The following is a 21,159-nucleotide window of genomic DNA, read 5'->3' as shown; positions in this document are numbered from 1 at the left end:
AAATGGGCATGGGGCATTGGGCATGGGGCATTGGGCGGAGACGCGATTAATCGCGTCTCTACAATTGTCCCCCTTGTCCCCTAGTCCCTATCTAGCCTCTAACTTTCAACGCTGCTAATGCTTCACTAACTCGTTGATTGCGAATTTCACCGGCATGGGTGACGCAAGCTGCTTCAACGATGTCATCGGCAAAGTCCACATTTAAAGCTTTTTCTTTATTAATCAACAATTGCATCAATGATGTCAGGTTCTTGGCGTACAGTTGGCTGGCGTGAACTGGCATTGATGATGGCAGATTGATCGGCCCGATGATGGTGATGCCGTTGTATACGATGTCTTTACCGGGATCGGTGCAAGCACAATTACCACCTTGTTCGGCGGCTAAGTCTACAATCACTGAACCTGGTTTCATCTGTTTCACCATTTCTTCGGTGACTAGTAGGGGGGCTTTTTTCCCTGGTACTTGGGCTGTGGTAATTACCACATCGGCATGTTTAATATGTTCGTTGACAACTTCTTGGGTGCGTTGTTTGCTAGTTTCGGAGATTTCTTTGGCGTAGCCACCAGCCGCTACGGTTTCTTCTTCTAGTTGAACTTCGACAAATTTCGCGCCTAAGCTTTGCACTTCTTCTTTAACGGCGGGACGGATATCAAAGGCTTCGACAATGGCTCCCAGGCGTCTAGCGGTGGCGATCGCTTGCAATCCAGCCACACCTGCACCCATAACAAATACTTTCGCTGGGGCGATTGTACCTGCGGCTGTGGTGAGCATGGGGAAATATTTTGGTAATGCAGCAGCCGCAATCAATACAGATTTGTAACCCGCTAAGGATGCTTGCGAGGATAATGCATCCATGCTTTGCGCCCTGGTAGTTCGGGGGATCAATTCCATACTCAAGGCTGTTACTTGGCGACTTGCCAATTTTTCTACAATCGCCGGATTTCCTAAAGGATTGAGAAAGCTAATTAAGACAGAACCTGCTTTGAGAAAATCTATTTCGGAGCGTCCATCTTCCCGTTCTTGTGGCGGACTAACTTTCAATAAAATATCAGCTTCGCCCCATAATGTAGCAGGGTCAGAAATAATTTTTGCTCCTGCTGCTTCATAGGCAGAATCGCTAAAAAATGCTCTTTCTCCCGCACCTGTTTCTACCCAAACTTCTAAACCTTGTTTGACCAATTTGGCAACAATGTCAGGAATTAATGATACACGACGCTCACCAACTTCAATTTCCTTGGCTACTGCTATTCTCATGAAATCTCCTGGAGATAAATACTTACATCTCTGCAAACTATGCGCAAACTCTGCAATTATTCGCTGAATGATTCCCCGTTCTTATGCCTTATCGGCTGGTAATTTCAGCCGTTGATTGATTCTCTAGATTGAATCTTGACCCTTGGTTGTATCATCTTGCTGGTTCTACGGCCAAGTCTCATTTTTTTAATCACAAATGTTAACAATCTGAGATAATTTAAATAGGCTTACATACTGCATATCCTATGTTAATTCCCAGAATTTGCATCTGTGTCTTCAGCTTATTTTAGGGATTGAAAAAATTTTGTATTCCTCTATGACATATTGCAATATGCATCCAATTAGAAAAAATCTGATTTTGCCCAAAGTAAATTTTACTGATTAGTACTTGGATTCGTGCTTGTTTTTATCAATCTAGCCCAAGTTCACCAGCGATCGCTGTTTGAATTGCTCAATTTTTATAACAAACGTCTTACAATTCAGATACATTTGTACATATTCAGCAACAATCCTTGATCCCCATGTGTAAGTTTGGGGTAGAGAATGAGGACAAGGAGGACAAGGAGGACAAGGGAGACAAGGAGAACAAACTAATGACTAATGACTAATGACCAATGACTAATGACTAACGGCACTTTTTATGGCATTGAACGTCTATTTTCAGAAATTCAGTAGTAAAGTTTAGTTACGAATACTAAATTTTTAGTTATTTAGTAAAAAATCCCAGCTGACTACTTGATAGTGAGGAGCTTAATTATGAAACGTTTACTTTCTACTTTAGCGGTGGCTAGCTGCTTGTTGACGGGTTTTCAAGCTGTCAGCTGGGCACAAAGCCTACCAGGATTGACACTATTTAGCGGTATTAAGGGTGAAAATCAACTACCCTATCGTTTAGACTTTGGCGGACAAGCTGATGGTTGGGATCGCTATATATTAAGAATCCCTGCCCAAAAAATGAAATTAGCAGTGGCGCAAATTGCCATTACTTACCCTAACTATTACAAAGGCAGTTTCAATCCCAAAAAGATTGAGGTGATGGTCAAAAATAAACCTGTCCCCTTGTCTGAAGTGAAGTGGGATAAAGAAGGTCGAATAATTCAAATTTACCCCCAAGAGCCAATACCCTCAGGCAGTAAAGTCGAAGTTGTGTTATCTGATGTGAAAAACCCCTCTTTTGGTGGAACCTTCTATTTCACCTGCCAAGTTCTCTCTCCTGGAGACGTTCCCCTATTGCGCTATCTGGGAACATGGATTTTGAGTATTTCTTAACTTGGGTCAGTTGACGGTTGACTGTTGACTGTTGACTGTGAATCCTAATATCTACCCTTTAGCCATAAGAGTGATAAAATTAGAGATTGTGACTTTTTATCAGCACCTAAGAGGAGCATATTATGCAAAGAACCCTGGGCGGTACTAACCGTAAAAGAAAGAGAACTTCTGGTTTTCGTGCGAGAATGCGGACTCCAGACGGCAGAAACGTGATTAGAGCTAGAAGAAAAAAGGGTCGTCATCGTTTGAGTGTTTAGGGCGTATTAGGCGAAAGAGCATCTGTGGCTTTGCCCAAAGCATATCGGCTAAAATCTCGCAAAGATTTTCAGGCAGTTTTCCGCGAAGGAATTCGGCGTCATGGTTCTTTGTTCACATTAAGGGCCTTGAAACCGGCGATCGCCAAACAACCTTCTGTGGATACTGCCGGTGAAAATTCACAGTTAATCCAGACAGCACCTTTAGACAGCACCAAATTTGGCATTTCCATTAGCACCAAAGTCAGCAAGCGTGCAGTAGTCCGCAACCGGATCAAACGTCAGATAACAGTAGCTTTGTATAAGTTGTTGCCCAGATTGTCACCTGGATGGCGGTTAGTGGTAGTTGTGAAACCAACAGCAGCAGAACAAGAGTGCGTAAGCCAACAATTTCTGCAAGAATTAGAGCAGTTGTTAGCACAAGTTGAGGTACTCAATGGGCATTCGTGAAGAAATTTATTATGAAGGTGGCCCTCATATTGGTGATTTGATTCTAAATTTGCTGGTGGGATTAACGGTTGTGGGTATACCTTTGGCAGTTGGAGCCATTGTCAGAGCATTGTGGCTGCGTTTCCGCATCACCGATCGCCGAGTGACTGTGACTGGGGGTTGGATGGGACGCGATCGCACTGACGTAATTTATGCAGAAATTGTCAAAGTTGTGAAAGTTCCCCGTGGCGTAGGCTTGTGGGGAGATATGGTCATCACCCTGAGAAATGGTAGCCGTCTAGAAATGCGGGCTGTGCCTAATTTTCGGGCGGTTTATGACTACATTAACGAAAGAGTTGCTGCCAAAAATTCTGAATATACTACTGCTGCCAAATAATCTATCAGCATCAAGGCTGAGTCAAACACCTTCCCTTACTCAGCAGCAATAGCTCGTGCAAGTGGTGAAAACTACCTATACACATAGCTTTTGGAAACTTTGGCCCGGTTGATATTTAGCATTCATTTTTTCATATCATGGGCGGCTATCCGTAGTGAATGATAGTCGCAGACAGATCGTGATTTAGATAAATTAGATTCAGTCAGTTTACAGTACCTCAGGTTGAATTCAGAATAATGGATTTTGGTATCGGGTTTCTCTCGAACAACGTGATGCTGCCGATCATAGACTTTTTCTATGGCATTGTGCCTAGCTATGGATTGGCGATCGTTGCTTTAACTTTGATAATTCGTTTCGCGCTCTATCCCCTGAGTGCCGGTTCCATTCGGAATATGCGGCGGATGCGGATTGTTCAACCGCTCATGCAAAAGCGGATGGCAGAAATTAAGGAGCGTTATAAAGACGATCCCCAAAAGCAGCAAGAGGAAATGGTCAATGTTCAAAAGGAATTTGGCAACCCTCTAGCAGGCTGTTTACCACTGCTGTTGCAAATGCCAGTATTGTTAGCGCTGTTTGCCACTTTGCGGGGTTCACCCTTTGCTGGTGTCAATTACAACGTTAATTTGCAAATACTGCCCGCCGAACAAATCGAACGAATTCAACCCCAAGCCTTTGCGACTTCACCGCAAAACATCTACATTGCTGATGGCGAACATGTTCCTGTAACAGCGATTCTGCCAGGCGGTAATAAGTTAGCGGTAGGAGAACACACTAAGATCCAATACCAAACTGTTGAAGGCAAACCATTTCAGGTGCTTTTAGCAGAACACCCAGAAAATAAATTGATTCCTGATTGGAAAATTACCAAGGGCGAAGACAGAATCAAAATTGACGCTGAAGGCAATATAGAAGCCTTACAGCCGGGAGATGTGACACTTCAAGGCACTATTCCCGGATTAGCAGCAGATAAAGGATTCCTGTTCATTGACGCCTTAGGTAGAGTCGGCGCGATCGATCCAGATGGCAAAATCCACTGGGATATTGTGGCGATGGTGATTTTCTTTGGGATCAGTCTCTACGTCAGCCAAATTCTTTCCGGGCAAAATTCTGGCGGTGGCAATCCACAGCAGGATACAGTCAACAAAATCACTCCTGTGATCTTTTCGGGGATGTTCTTGTTCTTCCCTCTGCCAGCTGGGGTTTTAATGTATATGGTAATTGGAAATATCTTCCAAACTCTGCAAACCTTTATTCTCTCCCGCGAACCCTTACCGGAAGAATTGCAAAAAATCGTAGCAACCCAAGAAAAAGAAGCAGCAACGGCAGAACAGAAAGCGTTGCCGTTTGAGCCAAAAAGTTCTAAGAAAAAGGCTACAAATTGATCATGAGCAACAGTCCCATGCAGCGAGGGCAGCAATGGTTAAAAACATTGCTGCTGCTTACTGGGGTATCTGCTGAGGTTGAGGGAAATTTAGAACCTGCTCAACCTCAGAGCGGCGACTCCGAAGAACCAGATAATTATTGGTTAACAATTGATCAAACCACTCTCAGTCCCGAACAAATCAATATTTTGATTGGGGCTGATGGCTCGGTTTTAGATGCAATTCAGTACCTAGCTAATTCAGTACTGAATATTAACCAAGCACAAGAAGACCAAGCTTCCTATACCATTGAGTTGAATGGCTACCGCGTCAAAAGACAAGCAGAAATTCGCGCTTTGGCAGAAGCCGCATCAGAAGAAGTGCGGGCTACAGGTAGAGAAGTAGAAATAAAATCCTTGAGTTCGGCAGAAAGGCGGCAAATTCACACATTTTTGAAAGAATTTACCGATTTAGAAACCTTTAGCCGAGGCAAAGAACCCCATCGTCATCTTGTCGTGCGTCCCGCGATCGCTCCTTGAGACAAGGAAGACAAGGCGGACAAATACCTATTGTCTTCTTCACAAATGACCATTGACCATTGACCATTGACCATTGACCTAACAGCTAAAATATAGATCTAAGATCGGCAATTTTGCTGGTAATTAAACTAAGTTTCGTTGAGTGAGGATGTCTCACAAATCCTATGGACGCAATTTTTATTCCGCAGCTCACCAAAGCCCCGGAGCGGACAGAGGAAATTCAAGTTAAGGATTTTCTGCCTGGTTTGGAAACTTTGACCCCAGTTCGCGGTACCATCCGCGTACAGCATCAGGGTAATTACTTAGAAGTGGCTGGACAAGCAGAAGCTATAATTACTTGTACTTGTAACCGATGCCTACAGCAATACAATCAGCGTTTGGTGGTTGATACCAAAGAAGTTATTTGGTTAGATGCCACAGCTAATCAATCACAAGACTTACCATTAGAGCGAGAAGTAGCGGTAGAAGATTTGGTAGAAACTCTACCACCTGATGGCTATTTTTATGCTAGTGAATGGCTGTATGAGCAAATGTGTTTAGCTTTGCCGCAACGCCAATTGTGCGATCGCAATTGCCCAGGAATTGTGAATAGTAGTGCTGAAAGTTCCGAAAAGCCTGTTGATAAGCGCTGGGCTTCCTTGGAAGCTTTGAAAAAGAAACTTCCGGGTTAGTGATGTTAACTGTTGACTTTTGAATTGTTGGCAGGATATCATATAAATAATGGAGAAGGTGTGGGCATATATACTAAACCTCTTCAAAAATATTCCTGTTTCTCAACAAAGAGAACTTTAGATCCCCGATTTCCTCAAGAAGTCGGGGATCTTGTTGTTCGGGAATGATTTAGGATGACGATAAAACTCAAACATCAGCAAAGCAAGCATTGAGGAAATAAATTCAAAATTCTCTCTTGGAAAGTTCTGATCGCCGGAAGCCGGCGCTCAGACTTTCCGCAAAATTCAAAATTAAAGACATTTTCAATCAGAGATTTCAACAATAACCAATGCCCCATGCCCCATGCCCAATTATGATAGGAGTAAGTGAATGACCTTTCGTGATGAGTTTAAACTACTGCTACGTGCCCGTTACCCTTTGATTTATATTCCCACATACGAAGAGGAAAGGGTAGAAGCAGCAATTCGGGAAGAAGCCACAAATCAAGGTAATCGTCCGGTATATACTTGGGATTTTGTGGATGGTTACCAAGGAAATCCCAATGATGCAAATTTTGGAAGGCGTAACCCGTTGCAAGCTTTGGAATTTATCGAAAAATTACCCGCTTCTGCGCCTGCGGTAATTGTACTGCGAGATTATCACCGATTTTTAGAAGATGTGGCGATCGCGCGTAAGCTGCGCAATTTAGCAAAACTGTTGAAATCGCAACCCAAAAATATTGTAATTTTATCGCCGCGAATTGCGATTCCTGACGATTTAACCGAAGTGCTGACAGTTGTGGAATTTCCCTTACCCGCAGCAGGCGAAATTAAAACCGAGGTAGAACGCTTGCTGCAAGCGACGGCTAATTCTCTCAGTAGTAAAGTCATCGACGATTTGGTGCGCTCCTGTCAAGGGCTATCAATGGAAAGGATTCGCCGGGTGTTAGCAAAAGCGATCGCAACTCACGGGGAATTGCAACCGGAAGATGTGGATTTGGTATTAGAAGAAAAGCGCCAAACTATCCGCCAAACCCAAATTTTGGACTTTTACCCCGCAACCGAGCAAATTTCCGATATTGGCGGATTGGATAACCTCAAGGATTGGCTGCTGCGTCGGGGTGGTTCCTTCACCGAACGGGCGCGACAGTACGGATTACCGCACCCGCGTGGTTTAATGTTGGTGGGTATTCAAGGTACAGGGAAATCTTTAACAGCAAAAGCGATCGCCCATCATTGGCATTTACCTTTATTACGCTTAGATGTTGGGCGGTTATTTGGCGGTTTAGTGGGTGAATCTGAATCGCGTACCCGCCAAATGATCCAAGTTGCGGAAGCTTTAGCGCCCTGTGTATTGTGGATTGATGAAATTGATAAAGCCTTTTCGGGATTGGGGAGTAAAGGCGATGCGGGGACAACTAGCCGTGTATTTGGGACATTTATTACCTGGTTAGCCGAAAAAACCTCACCTGTATTTGTTGTTGCTACCGCTAACGATATCCAAGCCTTACCACCAGAAATGCTGCGTAAAGGGCGATTTGATGAAATTTTCTTTGTCGGTTTACCAACCCAAGAAGAGAGAAAAGCAATTTTCAACGTCCATTTATCCCGACTGCGCCCCCATAACTTGAAAAGTTATGACATTGATAGGCTAGCATACGAGACACCAGATTTTTCTGGTGCGGAGATTGAACAAACTTTAATAGAAGCGATGCATATCGGATTTAGTCAAAATCGTGATTTTACCAACGACGACATTTTAGAAGCTGCTAGTCAAATCATCCCCTTAGCGCGGACTGCTGTAGAGCAAATTCAGCAACTACAAGAATGGGCTGCTGCTGGACGCGCTAGACTAGCCTCAAAACAAGCTCCTTTAAGCGATAGCTTTGGTAAGCTACGTTAAGGTATTTAACAAAAATTAGTCAATAGTCAATAGTCAATAGTCAATAGTCCATAGTCCATAGTTCATAGTCCATAGTCCAATCACCAATGGCAACTGACAACTGACAACTAACAACTGTACAGACGTGATTAATCGCGTCTCTAACCAATAACCATTGACCCTTGACTGTTGACCATTGACAATTGACCAATGGAAATAAGGTTATAAATTATGTTTACTAACGTACTAAAATTTATACTTGGTGTTTTGTTGGCGATCGCTATTTTAATCGGTAGTGGTGTAGCTACAGCGCTGTATTTCATGAATCGCACTGCTATACCACCATCAAAACCAATTTTTCCCAACGATAACCCATCTCAAAAAGTCCAATCGCCAAAACCGACGGGAAAAGTAGCTCAATCTACTGCGTCACCATCTCCTAGCGCTTCACCTTCAGCTTCACCTTCGCCTACTCCCACAGAATCGCCTACAGATGAAGCATCACCCAAACCTTTACCAGATGGAGCTTATCGCGGAAAAGTTACTTGGTCTCAAGGTTTGAGTTTGCGATCGGAACCAAAGCAAGATGCTGAACGTGTTGGTGGGGTTGGTTTTAATCAAAAAGTGGTAATTTTAGAGGAAAGTCCTGATAAACTCTGGCAGAAAATTCGCCAAGAAGATACTAATCAAGAAGGTTGGGTCAAAGCTGGTAATACACAACGAGTTGACGATAACGAGGAAACTCAACAACCACAAGCGCCACAAGAAAACCAGCAACCAGAAAATCAGCAACCAGAAAACCAATAGATAGACTGATAAATTTTCACTGAATAGGTAAGCTAATGGGCGTCTAATGCATAACTACTAATAAGGGCTATTGACTGTTGACTGTTGACTGTTGACTGTTGACTGTTGACTGTTGACTGTTAACAGCCCTCACAATGGATTGTGCAACTTAAAAGCAGAATAGCTTATTTCAACCACCTGGTTAAGGCTTGCTTACCAGGTTATTTTTTATGTATTAATTGTTTCAATTTATCTTTATTTTATAGTATACTGGTAGCCAAAATTCCTCACAAATGTAGCTCAAAAGTAACTTCACAAAAAAGGTAAAAGATTAAAGCCTTACCTGTTTTGAGAGTAATAATCCTTGTGTTGCAAGGCTATATTCCCGTGATGTGAATTATGGTTGATTGAGTTTTCTCTATGTAATGCTGGCGATGATGGTGGGAACGTTCATCTACTGAGATATTTAGATGACGCGATCGCACTACAAAACGTATAAAAATTTTTACTTAGTTAATAATCAGAATTTTCTTGTATCTAGCTTATGAAAATTATCAGTGCTCTACCTATCAACAGCGATTCCAAAGTATCTGCAAATTCTGATATTGTGCCTATAAATTTCAGATTTTGGAATTGGACAAAGCTATCTAGCGCAGTTTTGATGCGTTTTTTATCTTTAGGAATTACGTTAGGTATTGTCAGTATAGCTGGACAAAGTTTAGCACTGCAAAAATTTGGCAGTAACGGCCCAGAAGTAGCCAATATCCAAAGATGTTTGAAAAAATTAGGATATTTTAACGGCCCGATTAATAGTAACTTTGGCCCCCAAACCCAGCAAGCTGTAATTGCTTTTCAGCAAGCCAAAAAATTACCTGCTGATGGTGTTGTGGGTGTGGGTACAGAGCGATCGCTACAACAATCTTGCCAAGGTAGAGTTGCTAATAGTAATGTCGGTGGTAATCTGCGCTTAGGTAGCAGAGGCCCAGAAGTTGTTAAACTCCAACAGCGTTTACAGCGCTTAGGCTATTTTCAAGGCCCCATTACAGGCTATTTTGGCCCCCAAACTCAGCAAGCATACATTCGCTATCAGCAAGGTGCTAAAGTTCCTCGTAATCCTGTTGTTCCTCCCAGAGTCCAACCAGCACAATTTAACACTCCTAGCCAAGGAGGAGCTTACCCGATTCTTTCCCAAGGTAGTCAAGGCCCAGCAGTCACCAGACTACAACAGCGTTTGCAAGAGTTAGGTTATTTGAATGCTAATCCCACCGGTAATTTTGGCCCCTTGACAAGAGATGCATTAATTGCATTCCAGAGCAACTCTGGTTTATATGCTAATGGGATTACAGATCAACAAACTTGGAACAGACTATTCAATTCCTCAACTGCGATCTCACCTGAAAGAAATAGTCTTTCTTCCGTACAAATTCGCGAATTGCAAGAACTCTTACGGGAGATGGGATATTTAACAGCTAATCCGACTGGTAATTTTGGCGCTTTAACTAGGGATGCGCTAATCCGGTTCCAGCGAAATTATCAACTACCTGCTGATGGTATAGCTAATATTCAAGCTTTAGAAGCAGTACGGGCAGTTGCACAAAATCAAAGTAAACCTATCCAACCAGGTAGAAATTATCTCACAGTTGGTGATAGTGGAGATAATGTAAGAGCTATTCAAGAGCGATTGTTACAATTAGGCTTTTTTAATGGTAATCCCGATGGCTATTACGGTGAAAACACCAGACAATATGTGTATGCTTTTCAACAATATATGCGACTAACACCAACGGGAAATGTCGATCCTCAAACTTGGCAAGCCTTATGGTCAAATAATCCCACTGAAGTTAACGGCAATAATAATAATCAAAAAGGCTATGTGGTAGTAATACCAATTCATAATGCTGATACTCTCAACAAAGTACGTCAATATATCGCTAATCCTGTAGTGGAAAAATCAGGTTTAGGTGATTATGTCAATGCGGGGAGGTTTAGCAATCGCGCAGAAGCAGAAAATCTTTCTAAGCAGCTACGTTCTTATGGTTTAGATGCAAGGGTTGATTATTTTTAGGGAATAGGGGCTAGGGGCTAGGGGCTAGTACAGTTTTGTATAAAATCGTGGTTCATTGAGGGTAAAATATTTAAACGCAAAGGTGCGCAAAGGTAAGCGCAAAGGTACGCAGAGAATGAGCTACTAATATTAATGAAATGTATTAGGGGTTAGGGGATAGGGATTAGGTGCGGGAGAAATTTTCTTGATAGATTGGGTTTTCTGGAGAAAGTTAGGCAGAGAATTGTATTCAGCATAGATAAACAATCATCACTATCATTGTTTATCTATGAATGGATATGAAAAACATCGATATATAGCAATCCGTTTAGGAGTTGCAAACACCTATCTTCCTTGTCCTCCTTGTCTCCCTTGTCCTTTTTGTTCTCACTCTCAATGGCTAAGTTGACTATTTTCTGTTGAGACCTATTGCTGAATTGGTGTTATAGTGCTATACCAATGCACACAACTTTTGCTACAGCATGGATTTCTCTGAGGGAAATTTGTTTATGTAAGTGTGTCAGTAGTGGCAAAAATTAATTATACCTACTTCCAGGTGTGACTTAATTCTCACCCGCAAATTTAATTGTGCCCGATTAATTATCTTAATCAAGGTGCAATGATATTTACTATGTTTATAGTTAGTAGATTTTACTAATTTACTAGTTAGTTAATGATGTAAAAATCACACCTTATCTATGTTATCTGCCTTACTTTTATCTGGGAAAAACACTAGTTATTATGACTCCATGCTGATCGGCAGCAAAAAGTTTGTATATTAGCACTGTAAACTAGTTCGCAAATCTTAAATAATCCTAATAGAGGACAACAAGAATGCTGGAGTTATTGAGTTCAGGTTTAGTTTCAATTTGGCTAGAAATGGCTGGCTTACAAATTAAGCCTTTGGATGCTTTAGATGCATTGGCTTGGCAAACTAGCCCTGGCTTGGTTGTAGCTCCCGATCCTAATCCAGCTAGTGTTAATACAGTCCAAGAATATTTGAAGGGGCTGATTACATCGAAACTAATAGAACAAAATCTCGCACCAAGTCAAGGAATTTGGATGCAGTCGGGGCCGATGTTGATGGCTAATCATCAAGGAACAACACCTTTACCTGCTGCTTCTTTAACTAAAATTGCTACTTCACTGGTTGCTTTTAAAACTTGGGGGCCAAATCATCAGTTTGAGACTTTAGTCAGCGCTACAGGGCCAATAGTTAATGGTGTATTGCAAGGCGATTTAGTCATTACGGGTGGTGGCGATCCGATGATGGTTTGGGAAGAAGCGATCGCTTTGGGAAATACTCTCAACCGCATGGGAATTAAGCAGGTAAAAGGAAATTTGGTAATAACTGGCTCTTTTTCGATGAATTTCCAGCGCCATCCCCTATTAGCTGGGCAAATCTTTAAACAAGCGCTAAATTCGTCTACTTGGACTCGTCCGGCGATTTACATTCATTCAATCATGCCTAAGGGGACAGCAAAACCACAAGTAGCGATCGCGGGTACTGTGAAAGTCGAAGCTCAACCAAACGCTCAACGTGCTGTGCTAATTCGTCATCTGTCTTTACCGATGAAGCAAATCATCAAAGAGATGAACGTTTACAGCAACAATGATATCGCAGAAATGCTAGCCGAGTCAGTGGGCGGACATACGGTAGTCCAAGCAACCGCAGCCAAATTAGCAAGAGTTCCAGAAGGCGAAATTCAGCTAATCAATGGTTCGGGATTAGGTACAGAAAATCGTATTTCTCCCCGTGCTGCTTGTGCGATGCTAATGGCACTGCAACAACAAGCTGTAGTTAATAATCTCACCATAGCCGATTTATTTCCCATGTCTGGGTTCGATCATCGGGGGACAATGCACGCCAGACACATGCCGGCTGGTACAGTAATGAAAACTGGGACGCTACGAGATGTTAGTGCTTTAGCAGGAGTTATACCCACACGCGATCGCGGTTTAGTCTGGTTTGCGATTATCAACCGAGGTAATAATGTCTCCGGTTTCCGTACAGGACAAGATCAATTGCTACAGCGTCTCGTGCAAACATTCCAACTAGCACCCCAAATCCCCGCAGCTTTAACCCCTCATTCCACCAGCGTCAACAACCTCCCCGAACTAGGCGCAACCAGCCGCAATCAGGTTATGTTTAAGAGTTAGTCAAAAGTCAAAAGTCAAAAGTCAAAAGTCAAAAGTCAATTATCTAATCACTATTGACCATTGACCATTGACCATTGACTAATCATTATTGCCCTCTTCCTTTCTCTTGAGGAATAATTTCTGTAACGACTCTGCTACCACTTCCACCGCCTTTGACAACGATATTTTCTGTTTGCAGGTTGCCAACGGCTGTATCTCCAGCGAAGTTTAATGGTGGCTCAATTTGTCGATAGGATACATTACCTTTTGCTTCCAATAATTTATTGTCTAGATACCAAGTTAATGTTTGCGATTTGAGAGACTGGCGACGCTGTCCAATAGCGTTAACATTACCTGTTAAATAAACTGTTTTTTGTGGTATCTTCATTTCTCCTTGATTCGCAGTAACTGTGACATTTTCTGCCTTATGAAATACCCGTAGCGGCGAATTTGTTGTCACAGTTTCAGCATTCATGTTCCAGGTCATAGAATTACTAGTTATCTGCATGGGTGGGTCTAGTAATTCTAGCTGGGCATTATTTTTTACAGTGGCAATTTTGGTTTTTAAATTAATTTCTGTCGCATTTCCGCGCCCACGGTCGGTAATTTGATTGTTTTTATAACGGTCAATTTGTACGGGGCGATCGCCAATTAATTTTTCTTCTTTAATTTTCCAAATTAAATGTTCTGTGCGCATTTGCAATTGGGGATCTAAGGAGTTTGCTACTACTCCTCCAGAAAATTCCATGCGCTGTTCGCGGGTTTTAACTTTTGCTTCTTGGGCTACTGCTTGGAGTTTTTGATGACTACCTGTTAATTGATTGCGCACAATTAATAAATCTTCTTGGGGTCGCCATTCTAATTCGTTACCGCGCAATACAATGCCATTACTGGGGTCTGTGGCGACTATCTTACCCTTAAGAAATAATTGCTTACCATCCTGTTCAATATCTGCTCGTTCGGCTTTAATTTGATATACTACTTTGCCATCTTGATATAGTTCGCCATAGGGGCTTTCGGCTTCACCGATTTGTTTTTCTTTTGTATATTTTGCGGCTTTGGCGTTAACTTTCCAAATTGGTCTTCCGACTTCATCAAATTGTTCAAACGCTACACCAAAAAAAGTTAATTTACTATCTGTATTTTGTTCGCCAGAATTATTTGCTTGATTATTATTAGCTTTGTTATTGCAAGCAACTAAACTAAATAATAAGAAAAATATCAAAGGGAGACGCAACCAATTGATTTTCTTTGGTAAAGCACTGAGAATTGTTGGGAAAAATAATTGGGGGAAATGTGCTTGAATAATTCCCCCCTGTTGTTGTGAAACTCGTCTCCCTCGATAATTATGCGCGTCCTGCTTCATTAATCTTGAATTTCTAAATGTCCATCAGCGTCTCTGGGATCGTCTAAAAAGCCCATACCCGATAAAGGACGGTATGGATAGCTTTGGCGGGGGGTTTTTTGGATATCTTCTTTGATTGCTTCTAAGTCAATATAGCGATCGCTCACGTTGATTAAGCTGTCGCTAGTCATGGAACGTAAACTGACTACTTCTACCCTGACACCCCGATAGCTCACTGAGTTGACTGCATAGGCTAAATCGCCATCACCACTGACTAAGACGGCGGTATCATAAGAGTCAACCAAGGCCATCATATCTACGGCTATTTCCACATCTAAATTGGCTTTTTTTGAGCCGTCTGGTAGCTGGACTAAATCTTTGGCGATGACTCGATAGCCATTGCGCCGCATCCACAACAAAAAGCCTTGTTGTTTTTCGTTGGTGCGATCTACGCCAGTGTAGAAAAAAGCCCGTAGCAGTCTAGATCCGCCAGTTAATCTACAAAGTAACTTGGTGTAATCAATTTCGATTCCTAATTGCAGTGCCGCATAAAATAAATTTGAACCATCAATAAATATAGCTACACGACCCCGATTTTCTAAAACTTGTTCCGGGGTAAATATGGAATCATTTTCTAAATTATTCAACATTGATGTCATACCTCAATTATTATCCTTGTGATTTTTGATACTGTTTTTAACTTTTTTCATTGGAATTGACAGCGATTTATCATAATCCCTTGGGGCTAATCTCTATAGCCCCAAGCTTTTTTTGACAGAATTAGAGATTAGGCAAAATCAAAAAATGAAAATACTAATCGTTTTTTGGAGCTTCTATGCGTTTAAAAATTGGTTGGGGTGTACCCAACTGTTGTTGATCCGATAGTAACCCCCAGCTGGCATGAACATCGAAAGGTGCGGCGATCGCACTTTCTCTTGGCTCATTAAAGTTAATTCCCAAGCCCAATTGCTGATAAATATCGCTACTGATATTAGGAATTACTGGGGACAACAGATAAGCAGCTAGTCTAACTGATTCTAGAACTGCATACAGCACTTGTTCTAATTTTTCCTGTTGTCCTTGCTTGTATAATGTCCAAGGAGCTTGTTCATCAATAAATTTATTGCTGGCTTGCACGAGCAATAAAATAGCCTCGCAAGCCTGATTAAAAGCTAGCGTACAGTAAGCATTTTTGACTTTTTCTCCTAAATCTAACCCAATCGTTTTTAAAGGATTTTCTACGGGAATGGCTGCACTAGCAATTGCTGGTACATTACCGCCGCAGTATTTCTTCACCATGTTGAGGGTACGATTGAGCAAATTACCTAAATCATTTGCCAAATCTGCATTCAAAACATTAATGAATCTAACTTCATTAAAATCGCCATCCTTGCCAAATTCTATTTCCTTAAGGAAGTAATAACGAACGGCGTCGCTACCATAACGCTGGACAAGTTCTACGGGGTTGAGGGTATTCCCCAAGCTTTTACCCATTTTTTGCCCGTCTTTAGTTAAAAAACCATGTCCAAATACTTGTTCTGGTAAGGGTAAGCCAGCACTTAGTAACATAGCAGGCCAGTACACTGCATGAAAGCGTAAAATATCCTTACCAATTAGATGTAAATTCATCGGCCACCATTTAGCTAAAGCATTAGCTAAAGTGGGTTCCTCATCCGGTTCTAATAATGCTGTGACATAACCTAGCAGCGCATCAAACCAGACATAAAGGGTATGCTGGGGATCTACTGGTACAGGAAAACCCCAATCTAAATTGACTCTGGAAATAGAAAAGTCTTGCAACCCTTGATTGACGAAGTTAAGGACTTCATTACGCCTACTTGCTGGCTGGATAAAATCAGGTTTGGCTGCGTAAAGTGCTTGGAGTTGACTTTGGTATTTGGATAAGCGGAAGAAGTAGTTTTGTTCGTCGCGCCACTCAACTTCTTTATTGGTATGAATGGGACAACGGTTTCCCTCTAATAGTTCGCGTTCTTCCTTAAATTCTTCGCAAGATACACAGTACCAGCCTTTTTGTTGTCCCTGATAGATATCACCAGCATCCCACACTCGCTGGAAAAATTCTTTGACGATCGCCTCATGACGGGGTGAGGTAGTGCGAATAAAGCGATCGTATTTAATATTCAGCAATTCCCACAGAGAAGAGAAAGTCAAAGAGATTTCATCGCAAAATTCCTGGGGCGCTTTGCCGAGATTTTCTGCTGAACGCTGGATTTTTTGACCATGTTCATCTGTTCCGGTAATGAGCAGGACTTCATTTCCTAAAAGCCTTTGAAATCTTGCTACGACATCAGCAGCCATCGTTGTATAAGCACTACCAACATGAGGGACATCGTTGACATAATATAGCGGTGTTGTCAGTGCAAATGTTTTTACTTTTTTATTCACTAGATTCATGCACAATTAAAAACAACTTATTAAAACGTTTTTATCTTACTTTTGTCGGCAAAACCACGTAATTATATAACATTGCTACTTTTTTTTCAAATGACACCTTAATATTAGCAAATCTATTCAGACCAATTATTTTATGACTGATATAACGCCAGCTAATTTATGGCAATAGTTAAAAAATAGCGGCTAACACATAGTTAGTAAAGCGTTTAATTGGACTGATTGTGGCTAAAAATACAAAAATCCTGACTCAGAAAATATAGACGACTTGGGAAGGAGACATTTCTACCTGAAGACAGTCGTGATACTGGTGAAGAAATGTAATCTTAAGTCAAGATAAACTGCGATATTTTCGGAAAAATATATTGATTGCTATGAATGTAAATAATCCTCTGGAGATTTCTCGATGGTCATTAGCAGCATTATCAACGAGAATGCTTCTTTATTACGAGGATCGGATTCCCCGTGATGCTAGTGTTTTAGTCGTCAGCAATCACCGCAGCTTTATGGATGCGCTGATTTTAATGGCGGCGCTATCCACTCCTATCCGCTTTGCTTGTCATCATTACATGGGTCAAGTACCAATTCTGCGGGAATTGGTGACAGGTCAATTGGGGTGCTTTCCTTTAGAGGATACTCATAAACGCCAACAGAGCTTTTTTGCCCAATCGCAGATGCTGTTGCAGTCCAAACAGATGGTGGGAGTGTTTCCTGAAGGCACTGAGCCAATGGTAAAATATACTCAGCCCCATCATGTTGGCGAATTTCAGCGAGGATTTGCGCATTTGGCATTACGAGCATCGGTGAGAGACTTGGCGGTTTTACCAATCGCGATCGCCTCTTTAGAAGAAGTCAACACCACATCTGTGCCGTTACGCCTATTAAGTCTCTTCGACCCCAGCGAAGCTTTGTTTAATCAACCAGGTTGGCATCCCTTGGTTATCTATCGTCGAGTCGCAGTGTTAATTGGTAATCCCTATTGGATTAAGCCCCAACATCAAAAACAATATCAAGGAAAACAAGCGAAAAATGTTGTGGCTGAACTGACAGATAGCTGTCATGATGAAATCGCCAACTTACTTCGCCAAGGTTGTTATTAAAATATCTCCAATTGTGGATGGTTTATCTCACCATCTACAACATCATAGCGATACTTACTATAGATTAATTGCCTATACATCGACCGCAGGACAATCTTTTTAGTGATAGCACTAGCAAAAATTAAATGTCAAGGAGTTTTAAATTAGGGAATTTGTAAATTTTTTTGGCAAGAATTTACACAAAAATTGCACAATATATATGTATATTAATTTTGATTTTTTAGCTAAGATTTTTGACCAAAAATGTATATAAATTCACAAATTAACTGCAAATGAACGCCCAAACTTAAAAAATATTGAGCTAACACCAAGTAAAGTTAATAAACATAACAAAATTAATTAAAAGTTGACAATGCCAGAAGTTGAGTTAAAGCCTTGTTTCCTCACTCCTAAACGTATTCAGCCAGAATCTCCCCTATTTGTTTATTTGCCAGGAATGGATGGCACCGGTCAACTATTGCGATCGCAAACTGCGGGATTGGAAACGGGTTTTGATGTGCGCTGTTTAGCAATTCCCCGTCAAGACTTGACTACCTGGGAAGTACTCACCAATAACGTAGTGGAATTAATTTATACTGAGTTAACCAAAAACTCTCAGCGCCCCATTTATCTGTGTGGTGAATCCTTTGGTGGTTGTTTAGCGATGAAAGTAGCCATCCAAGCACCCCAGTTATTTAAACGAATTATCTTAATTAACCCGGCTTCTAGCTTTAAATTACGTCCTTGGTTCACCTGGGCTTCCCAGCTAACTTACCTAGTACATCCTTGGCTGTATGAAATCGGCGCGTTAGGACTTTTACCATTTTTAGCATCTTTACAACGGATGACGCAGAGCGATCGCCAAGAACTACTCAAAAGTATGCGTTCCGTACCCCCCGAAACAATTATGTGGCGCGTGGCTTTACTACGCGAATTTGAGGTTGAAGAAGAAAAACTACGCCAACTGACACAACCAGTATTACTCATCGCCGGTCTTCAGGATCGGCTATTACCTTCTGTAGAGGAAGTCAAGCGGCTAGTTAATATATTTCCTCACAGCCAAATGGTAGTTTTACCGGAGAGTGGACATGCTTGCTTACTAGAGAGTCAGACGAATCTCTATGAAATTTTGAGGGACAATCAATTTTTGTCAAGTGGCGCAGTACTGAGTCAGGCGATGAAAATTAGAGATGCTGTCAGATAATAGCCTTTCTTGTTCAAGATACTCTCAATTCTCTTAATCTTTTATTTCTTAGCGTACTTCGCGTCTTAGCGGTTCAATCCCTAATTTTATTTTGGGTAAGCTGTAGCGCAAAATAAGTTCGTGAAATACCGAAATGAGAAAGTGTTTAACCTTTTCACCTGCGGAAAACACCAAAATGAGTAAGCGTTTAAGCCTTTCATCTGCGGAAAACACCAAAATGAGTAAGCGTTAAAGCTTTTTAAGTAAGCGTTAAAGCTTTTCATCTGCGGAAAACACCAAAATGAGTAAGCGTTAAAGCTTTTTAAGTAAGCGTTTTCGATAAATGAGTAAGCAAAAAGGCAAAATGAGTAAGTTTTTCACTCAATTGTGAAGTAATTTGCCTTTTGGATGATGACAATCGGTTTAATTATGTTGTTTTGATGAAGATACTCAAAAAGCGGTTAACCCCTCAATGTCGATCTAAACACTTTTCTCGCTTGTCCGACAGATCGCCCACAGGCTATAAGCCTGGGGCTAATGCTACAAAGCCTGCCTCCGCAGGCTAAAGAAATTGAGCCTGCGGAGGCAGGCTTTGTTCGGTTAGCCCCACCCTTGAGGGTGAGGGCGGGATTTCGGGATTAGCGATGGATCTTACCCCTAATTCACCAGTAGCACCCTACGAGTTGCGTACTACGATGCTCAATTTTTTTTAATGAACCGCCTTCTCTTCGAGAGGCTTCCGCCAACGCGCAGCGTCTCGCAGAGAAGACGCCAAGGACGCGGAGAGAAGAAGAAATAGAAAGAAGTAATGCTTAACTGAACTGTATTGTCGAATGGTTATAGTTGATGATTAACTAACGACTTATTCTCAAAGAAAGAGGTTAATTTCGGGCATCTTTGCTACAAACAAAATAGCAAGGCTTAACAATTAAGGTGCCCAGCAATGGCAGAGAAAATTAAAATAAATCAGCAAGAAAATAATTCTTCTGTTAAGAATACAAAAAAAGATGAAAAATCATTTTTAGAAACTGTTGCTGAAACTGTAAGCTGGGTAGCCGGAAATTTTGTGAAGCAAACCCACAAGCTAATTGAACAATCTACCCAAAATACCGGGAATTTAGTTAATAGCCTTGGTGAAAATTGGCTAATTCGCAAATTATCTGGTGTCTTAAATCTTAATTGGTTGATTGGTGCAAGTGCAAATATTGATTTACAAAAAGCCCAAGATACAGTCAATAAACTAAAACAACAGTATCCCCAAGAATCACCTAGCCAAATTTCTCACCGCATCATGGTAGAAAAAGCTACGAAAGCTGGTGGAATTGGATTAGCTACTAGTATTTTGCCAGGAGTAGCAGCAGCTTTATTAGCCATTGATTTGGCGGCAACAACAGAATTGCAATCGGAAATGTTATATCAAATTGCTGCCGCCTACGGATTAGATTTAAAAGATTCGGCGCGTAAGGGCGAAGTTTTAGCAATTTTTGGTTTAGCTTTGGGCGGTAGTCGTTTATTGAAAGCTGCGGGTTTAGGTTTGCTGCGAAATGTACCCTTTGCTGGTGCAGCGATCGCAGCTAGTTCTAATGCGACAATGATTTATTCTCTGGGCTATGCTGCTTGTCGATTTTACGAAGCCAAGTTAGATGAATCTACGTCTCTCAATTCCCCAGAGACATTAAATACATTAAAGCAACAAAGTGAAAGGTATTTAGAAACTGCGATCGCACAAGAAGCGGTAATGGATCAAATTTTAGTACACATGATCCTTGCCAGTCATCCTGATAAAACTTGGGCGGAAATTATTCCAGAATTAAAAGTGATTAATCTGAGTGAGAATTCATTAAATGCGATCGCCCAGAATATCAAATCGCCCCAACCTTTAGATAGCCTGCTGAATCAACTCAATCGTGATTTTGCCATTCCCTTGCTAGCCCAATGTAAGAAAATTGCCCATATTAACGGTGAAACTACAGAGGTAGAACAGAATATTATTGACGCGATCGCCAAGAAATTTGATATTGGTCAATAGTCAATGGTCAATAGTCCATAGTCAATAGTTGCTTATCCTCCTTGTCTCCCTTGTCTCCCTTATCCTCCTTGTCCCCCTGCTCCCTGCTCCCTGCCCCTCTGCTTCC

Annotated in this window: 18 protein-coding genes; 14 read left to right on the top strand and 4 right to left on the bottom strand. The window is 41.5% G+C overall.

What is annotated here, in order from left to right:
• Positions 1-91 precede the first annotated feature (91 nt).
• On the bottom strand, positions 92-1,255 hold the full coding sequence (locus H6G08_RS06225; protein WP_190539700.1) for a Re/Si-specific NAD(P)(+) transhydrogenase subunit alpha: 1,164 nt from the start codon (positions 1,253-1,255) through the stop codon (positions 92-94).
• Between the two features lie 756 nt (positions 1,256-2,011).
• Here H6G08_RS06225 and H6G08_RS06220 point away from each other — a divergent pair.
• The 11 genes from H6G08_RS06220 (at position 2,012) to H6G08_RS06170 (ending at position 13,026) form a co-directional block, all read left to right on the top strand.
• A complete protein-coding gene (locus tag H6G08_RS06220) occupies positions 2,012-2,524 on the top strand; it encodes a DUF2808 domain-containing protein (protein ID WP_190539697.1) in 513 nt (170 codons plus the stop codon).
• Between the two features lie 122 nt (positions 2,525-2,646).
• Positions 2,647-2,781 carry a 50S ribosomal protein L34 gene (gene rpmH, locus H6G08_RS06215; RefSeq protein ID WP_015139827.1) on the top strand — a complete coding sequence of 45 codons (135 nt, stop codon included), beginning with the start codon at positions 2,647-2,649 and terminating at the stop codon, positions 2,779-2,781.
• Between the two features lie 24 nt (positions 2,782-2,805).
• A complete protein-coding gene (rnpA, locus tag H6G08_RS06210) occupies positions 2,806-3,228 on the top strand; it encodes a ribonuclease P protein component (RefSeq protein ID WP_190539696.1) in 423 nt (140 codons plus the stop codon).
• Positions 3,215-3,604, top strand: coding sequence for a PH domain-containing protein (locus H6G08_RS06205; RefSeq protein WP_096643017.1), 390 nt, complete (start codon positions 3,215-3,217; stop codon positions 3,602-3,604). The genes rnpA and H6G08_RS06205 overlap by 14 nt, the downstream gene beginning before the upstream one ends.
• Before the next feature lie 236 nt (positions 3,605-3,840).
• A complete protein-coding gene (gene yidC, locus H6G08_RS06200) occupies positions 3,841-4,986 on the top strand; it encodes a membrane protein insertase YidC (protein ID WP_190539694.1) in 1,146 nt (381 codons plus the stop codon).
• A 2-nt stretch (positions 4,987-4,988) separates the two neighbouring features.
• Positions 4,989-5,504, top strand: coding sequence for a Jag family protein (locus H6G08_RS06195; protein WP_190539691.1), 516 nt, complete (start codon positions 4,989-4,991; stop codon positions 5,502-5,504).
• 164 nt (positions 5,505-5,668) lie between these two features.
• Positions 5,669-6,175, top strand: coding sequence for a YceD family protein (locus H6G08_RS06190; protein ID WP_190539689.1), 507 nt, complete (start codon positions 5,669-5,671; stop codon positions 6,173-6,175).
• Positions 6,176-6,545: 370 nt separating this feature from the next.
• The gene (locus tag H6G08_RS06185) at positions 6,546-8,057 is read left to right on the top strand and encodes a Ycf46 family AAA ATPase (RefSeq protein WP_190539687.1); all 1,512 of its coding nucleotides are present in this window, start codon (positions 6,546-6,548) and stop codon (positions 8,055-8,057) included.
• Between the two features lie 210 nt (positions 8,058-8,267).
• Positions 8,268-8,843 (top strand): SH3 domain-containing protein, encoded by a 576-nt coding sequence (locus H6G08_RS06180; protein ID WP_190539685.1) that lies wholly within the window; start codon positions 8,268-8,270, stop codon positions 8,841-8,843.
• Positions 8,844-9,366: 523 nt separating this feature from the next.
• Positions 9,367-10,887 carry a peptidoglycan-binding domain-containing protein gene (locus H6G08_RS06175; protein ID WP_190539683.1) on the top strand — a complete coding sequence of 507 codons (1,521 nt, stop codon included), beginning with the start codon at positions 9,367-9,369 and terminating at the stop codon, positions 10,885-10,887.
• Between the two features lie 813 nt (positions 10,888-11,700).
• On the top strand, positions 11,701-13,026 hold the full coding sequence (locus H6G08_RS06170) for a D-alanyl-D-alanine carboxypeptidase (RefSeq protein WP_190539681.1): 1,326 nt from the start codon (positions 11,701-11,703) through the stop codon (positions 13,024-13,026).
• An 85-nt stretch (positions 13,027-13,111) separates the two neighbouring features.
• Here H6G08_RS06170 and lptC read toward each other — a convergent pair whose 3' ends face one another.
• The 3 genes from lptC to metG all read right to left on the bottom strand — a co-directional run bounded on the left by lptC (position 13,112) and on the right by metG (position 16,765).
• The gene (gene lptC, locus H6G08_RS06165; RefSeq protein ID WP_190539679.1) at positions 13,112-14,371 is read right to left on the bottom strand and encodes an LPS export ABC transporter periplasmic protein LptC; all 1,260 of its coding nucleotides are present in this window, start codon (positions 14,369-14,371) and stop codon (positions 13,112-13,114) included.
• Positions 14,371-15,000, bottom strand: coding sequence for a LabA-like NYN domain-containing protein (locus tag H6G08_RS06160; RefSeq protein ID WP_096643008.1), 630 nt, complete (start codon positions 14,998-15,000; stop codon positions 14,371-14,373). The genes lptC and H6G08_RS06160 overlap by 1 nt, the downstream gene beginning before the upstream one ends.
• 163 nt (positions 15,001-15,163) lie before the next feature.
• Positions 15,164-16,765: a methionine--tRNA ligase gene (gene metG / locus H6G08_RS06155; protein WP_190539677.1), complete on the bottom strand. Its 1,602-nt coding sequence runs from the start codon at positions 16,763-16,765 to the stop codon at positions 15,164-15,166.
• A gap of 371 nt (positions 16,766-17,136) precedes the next feature.
• On the opposite strand from metG, the gene H6G08_RS06150 reads away from it, so the two are divergent.
• The 3 genes from H6G08_RS06150 to H6G08_RS06140 all read left to right on the top strand — a co-directional run bounded on the left by H6G08_RS06150 (position 17,137) and on the right by H6G08_RS06140 (position 21,053).
• Positions 17,137-17,862 (top strand): lysophospholipid acyltransferase family protein, encoded by a 726-nt coding sequence (locus H6G08_RS06150; RefSeq protein WP_190539675.1) that lies wholly within the window; start codon positions 17,137-17,139, stop codon positions 17,860-17,862.
• A gap of 352 nt (positions 17,863-18,214) precedes the next feature.
• Positions 18,215-19,045 (top strand): alpha/beta fold hydrolase, encoded by an 831-nt coding sequence (locus H6G08_RS06145; protein WP_190539673.1) that lies wholly within the window; start codon positions 18,215-18,217, stop codon positions 19,043-19,045.
• A 922-nt stretch (positions 19,046-19,967) separates the two neighbouring features.
• Positions 19,968-21,053, top strand: coding sequence for an EcsC family protein (locus tag H6G08_RS06140; RefSeq protein WP_190539671.1), 1,086 nt, complete (start codon positions 19,968-19,970; stop codon positions 21,051-21,053).
• Positions 21,054-21,159: the final 106 nt, after the last annotated feature.

Source organism: Calothrix anomala FACHB-343, assembly GCF_014696435.1.
In the GTDB taxonomy this organism is placed as follows: domain Bacteria; phylum Cyanobacteriota; class Cyanobacteriia; order Cyanobacteriales; family Nostocaceae; genus Aulosira; species Aulosira anomala_A.
Note: the sequence above shows the minus strand (reverse complement) of the source record. Positions and strands in the feature narration are given on the sequence as shown.

Coding starts and splice junctions, on each gene's coding strand:
- metG (WP_190539677.1), bottom strand. CDS start 16,765: ATGAATCTAGTGAATAAAAAAGTAAAAACATTTGCACTGACAACACCG.
- H6G08_RS06180 (WP_190539685.1), top strand. CDS start 8,268: ATGTTTACTAACGTACTAAAATTTATACTTGGTGTTTTGTTGGCGATC.
- H6G08_RS06220 (WP_190539697.1), top strand. CDS start 2,012: ATGAAACGTTTACTTTCTACTTTAGCGGTGGCTAGCTGCTTGTTGACG.
- H6G08_RS06205 (WP_096643017.1), top strand. CDS start 3,215: ATGGGCATTCGTGAAGAAATTTATTATGAAGGTGGCCCTCATATTGGT.
- rpmH (WP_015139827.1), top strand. CDS start 2,647: ATGCAAAGAACCCTGGGCGGTACTAACCGTAAAAGAAAGAGAACTTCT.
- H6G08_RS06195 (WP_190539691.1), top strand. CDS start 4,989: ATGAGCAACAGTCCCATGCAGCGAGGGCAGCAATGGTTAAAAACATTG.
- H6G08_RS06225 (WP_190539700.1), bottom strand. CDS start 1,255: ATGAGAATAGCAGTAGCCAAGGAAATTGAAGTTGGTGAGCGTCGTGTA.
- H6G08_RS06150 (WP_190539675.1), top strand. CDS start 17,137: ATGAATGTAAATAATCCTCTGGAGATTTCTCGATGGTCATTAGCAGCA.
- H6G08_RS06175 (WP_190539683.1), top strand. CDS start 9,367: ATGAAAATTATCAGTGCTCTACCTATCAACAGCGATTCCAAAGTATCT.
- yidC (WP_190539694.1), top strand. CDS start 3,841: ATGGATTTTGGTATCGGGTTTCTCTCGAACAACGTGATGCTGCCGATC.
- H6G08_RS06170 (WP_190539681.1), top strand. CDS start 11,701: ATGCTGGAGTTATTGAGTTCAGGTTTAGTTTCAATTTGGCTAGAAATG.
- H6G08_RS06185 (WP_190539687.1), top strand. CDS start 6,546: ATGACCTTTCGTGATGAGTTTAAACTACTGCTACGTGCCCGTTACCCT.
- H6G08_RS06145 (WP_190539673.1), top strand. CDS start 18,215: ATGCCAGAAGTTGAGTTAAAGCCTTGTTTCCTCACTCCTAAACGTATT.
- H6G08_RS06160 (WP_096643008.1), bottom strand. CDS start 15,000: ATGTTGAATAATTTAGAAAATGATTCCATATTTACCCCGGAACAAGTT.
- H6G08_RS06190 (WP_190539689.1), top strand. CDS start 5,669: ATGGACGCAATTTTTATTCCGCAGCTCACCAAAGCCCCGGAGCGGACA.
- H6G08_RS06140 (WP_190539671.1), top strand. CDS start 19,968: ATGGCAGAGAAAATTAAAATAAATCAGCAAGAAAATAATTCTTCTGTT.
- lptC (WP_190539679.1), bottom strand. CDS start 14,371: ATGAAGCAGGACGCGCATAATTATCGAGGGAGACGAGTTTCACAACAA.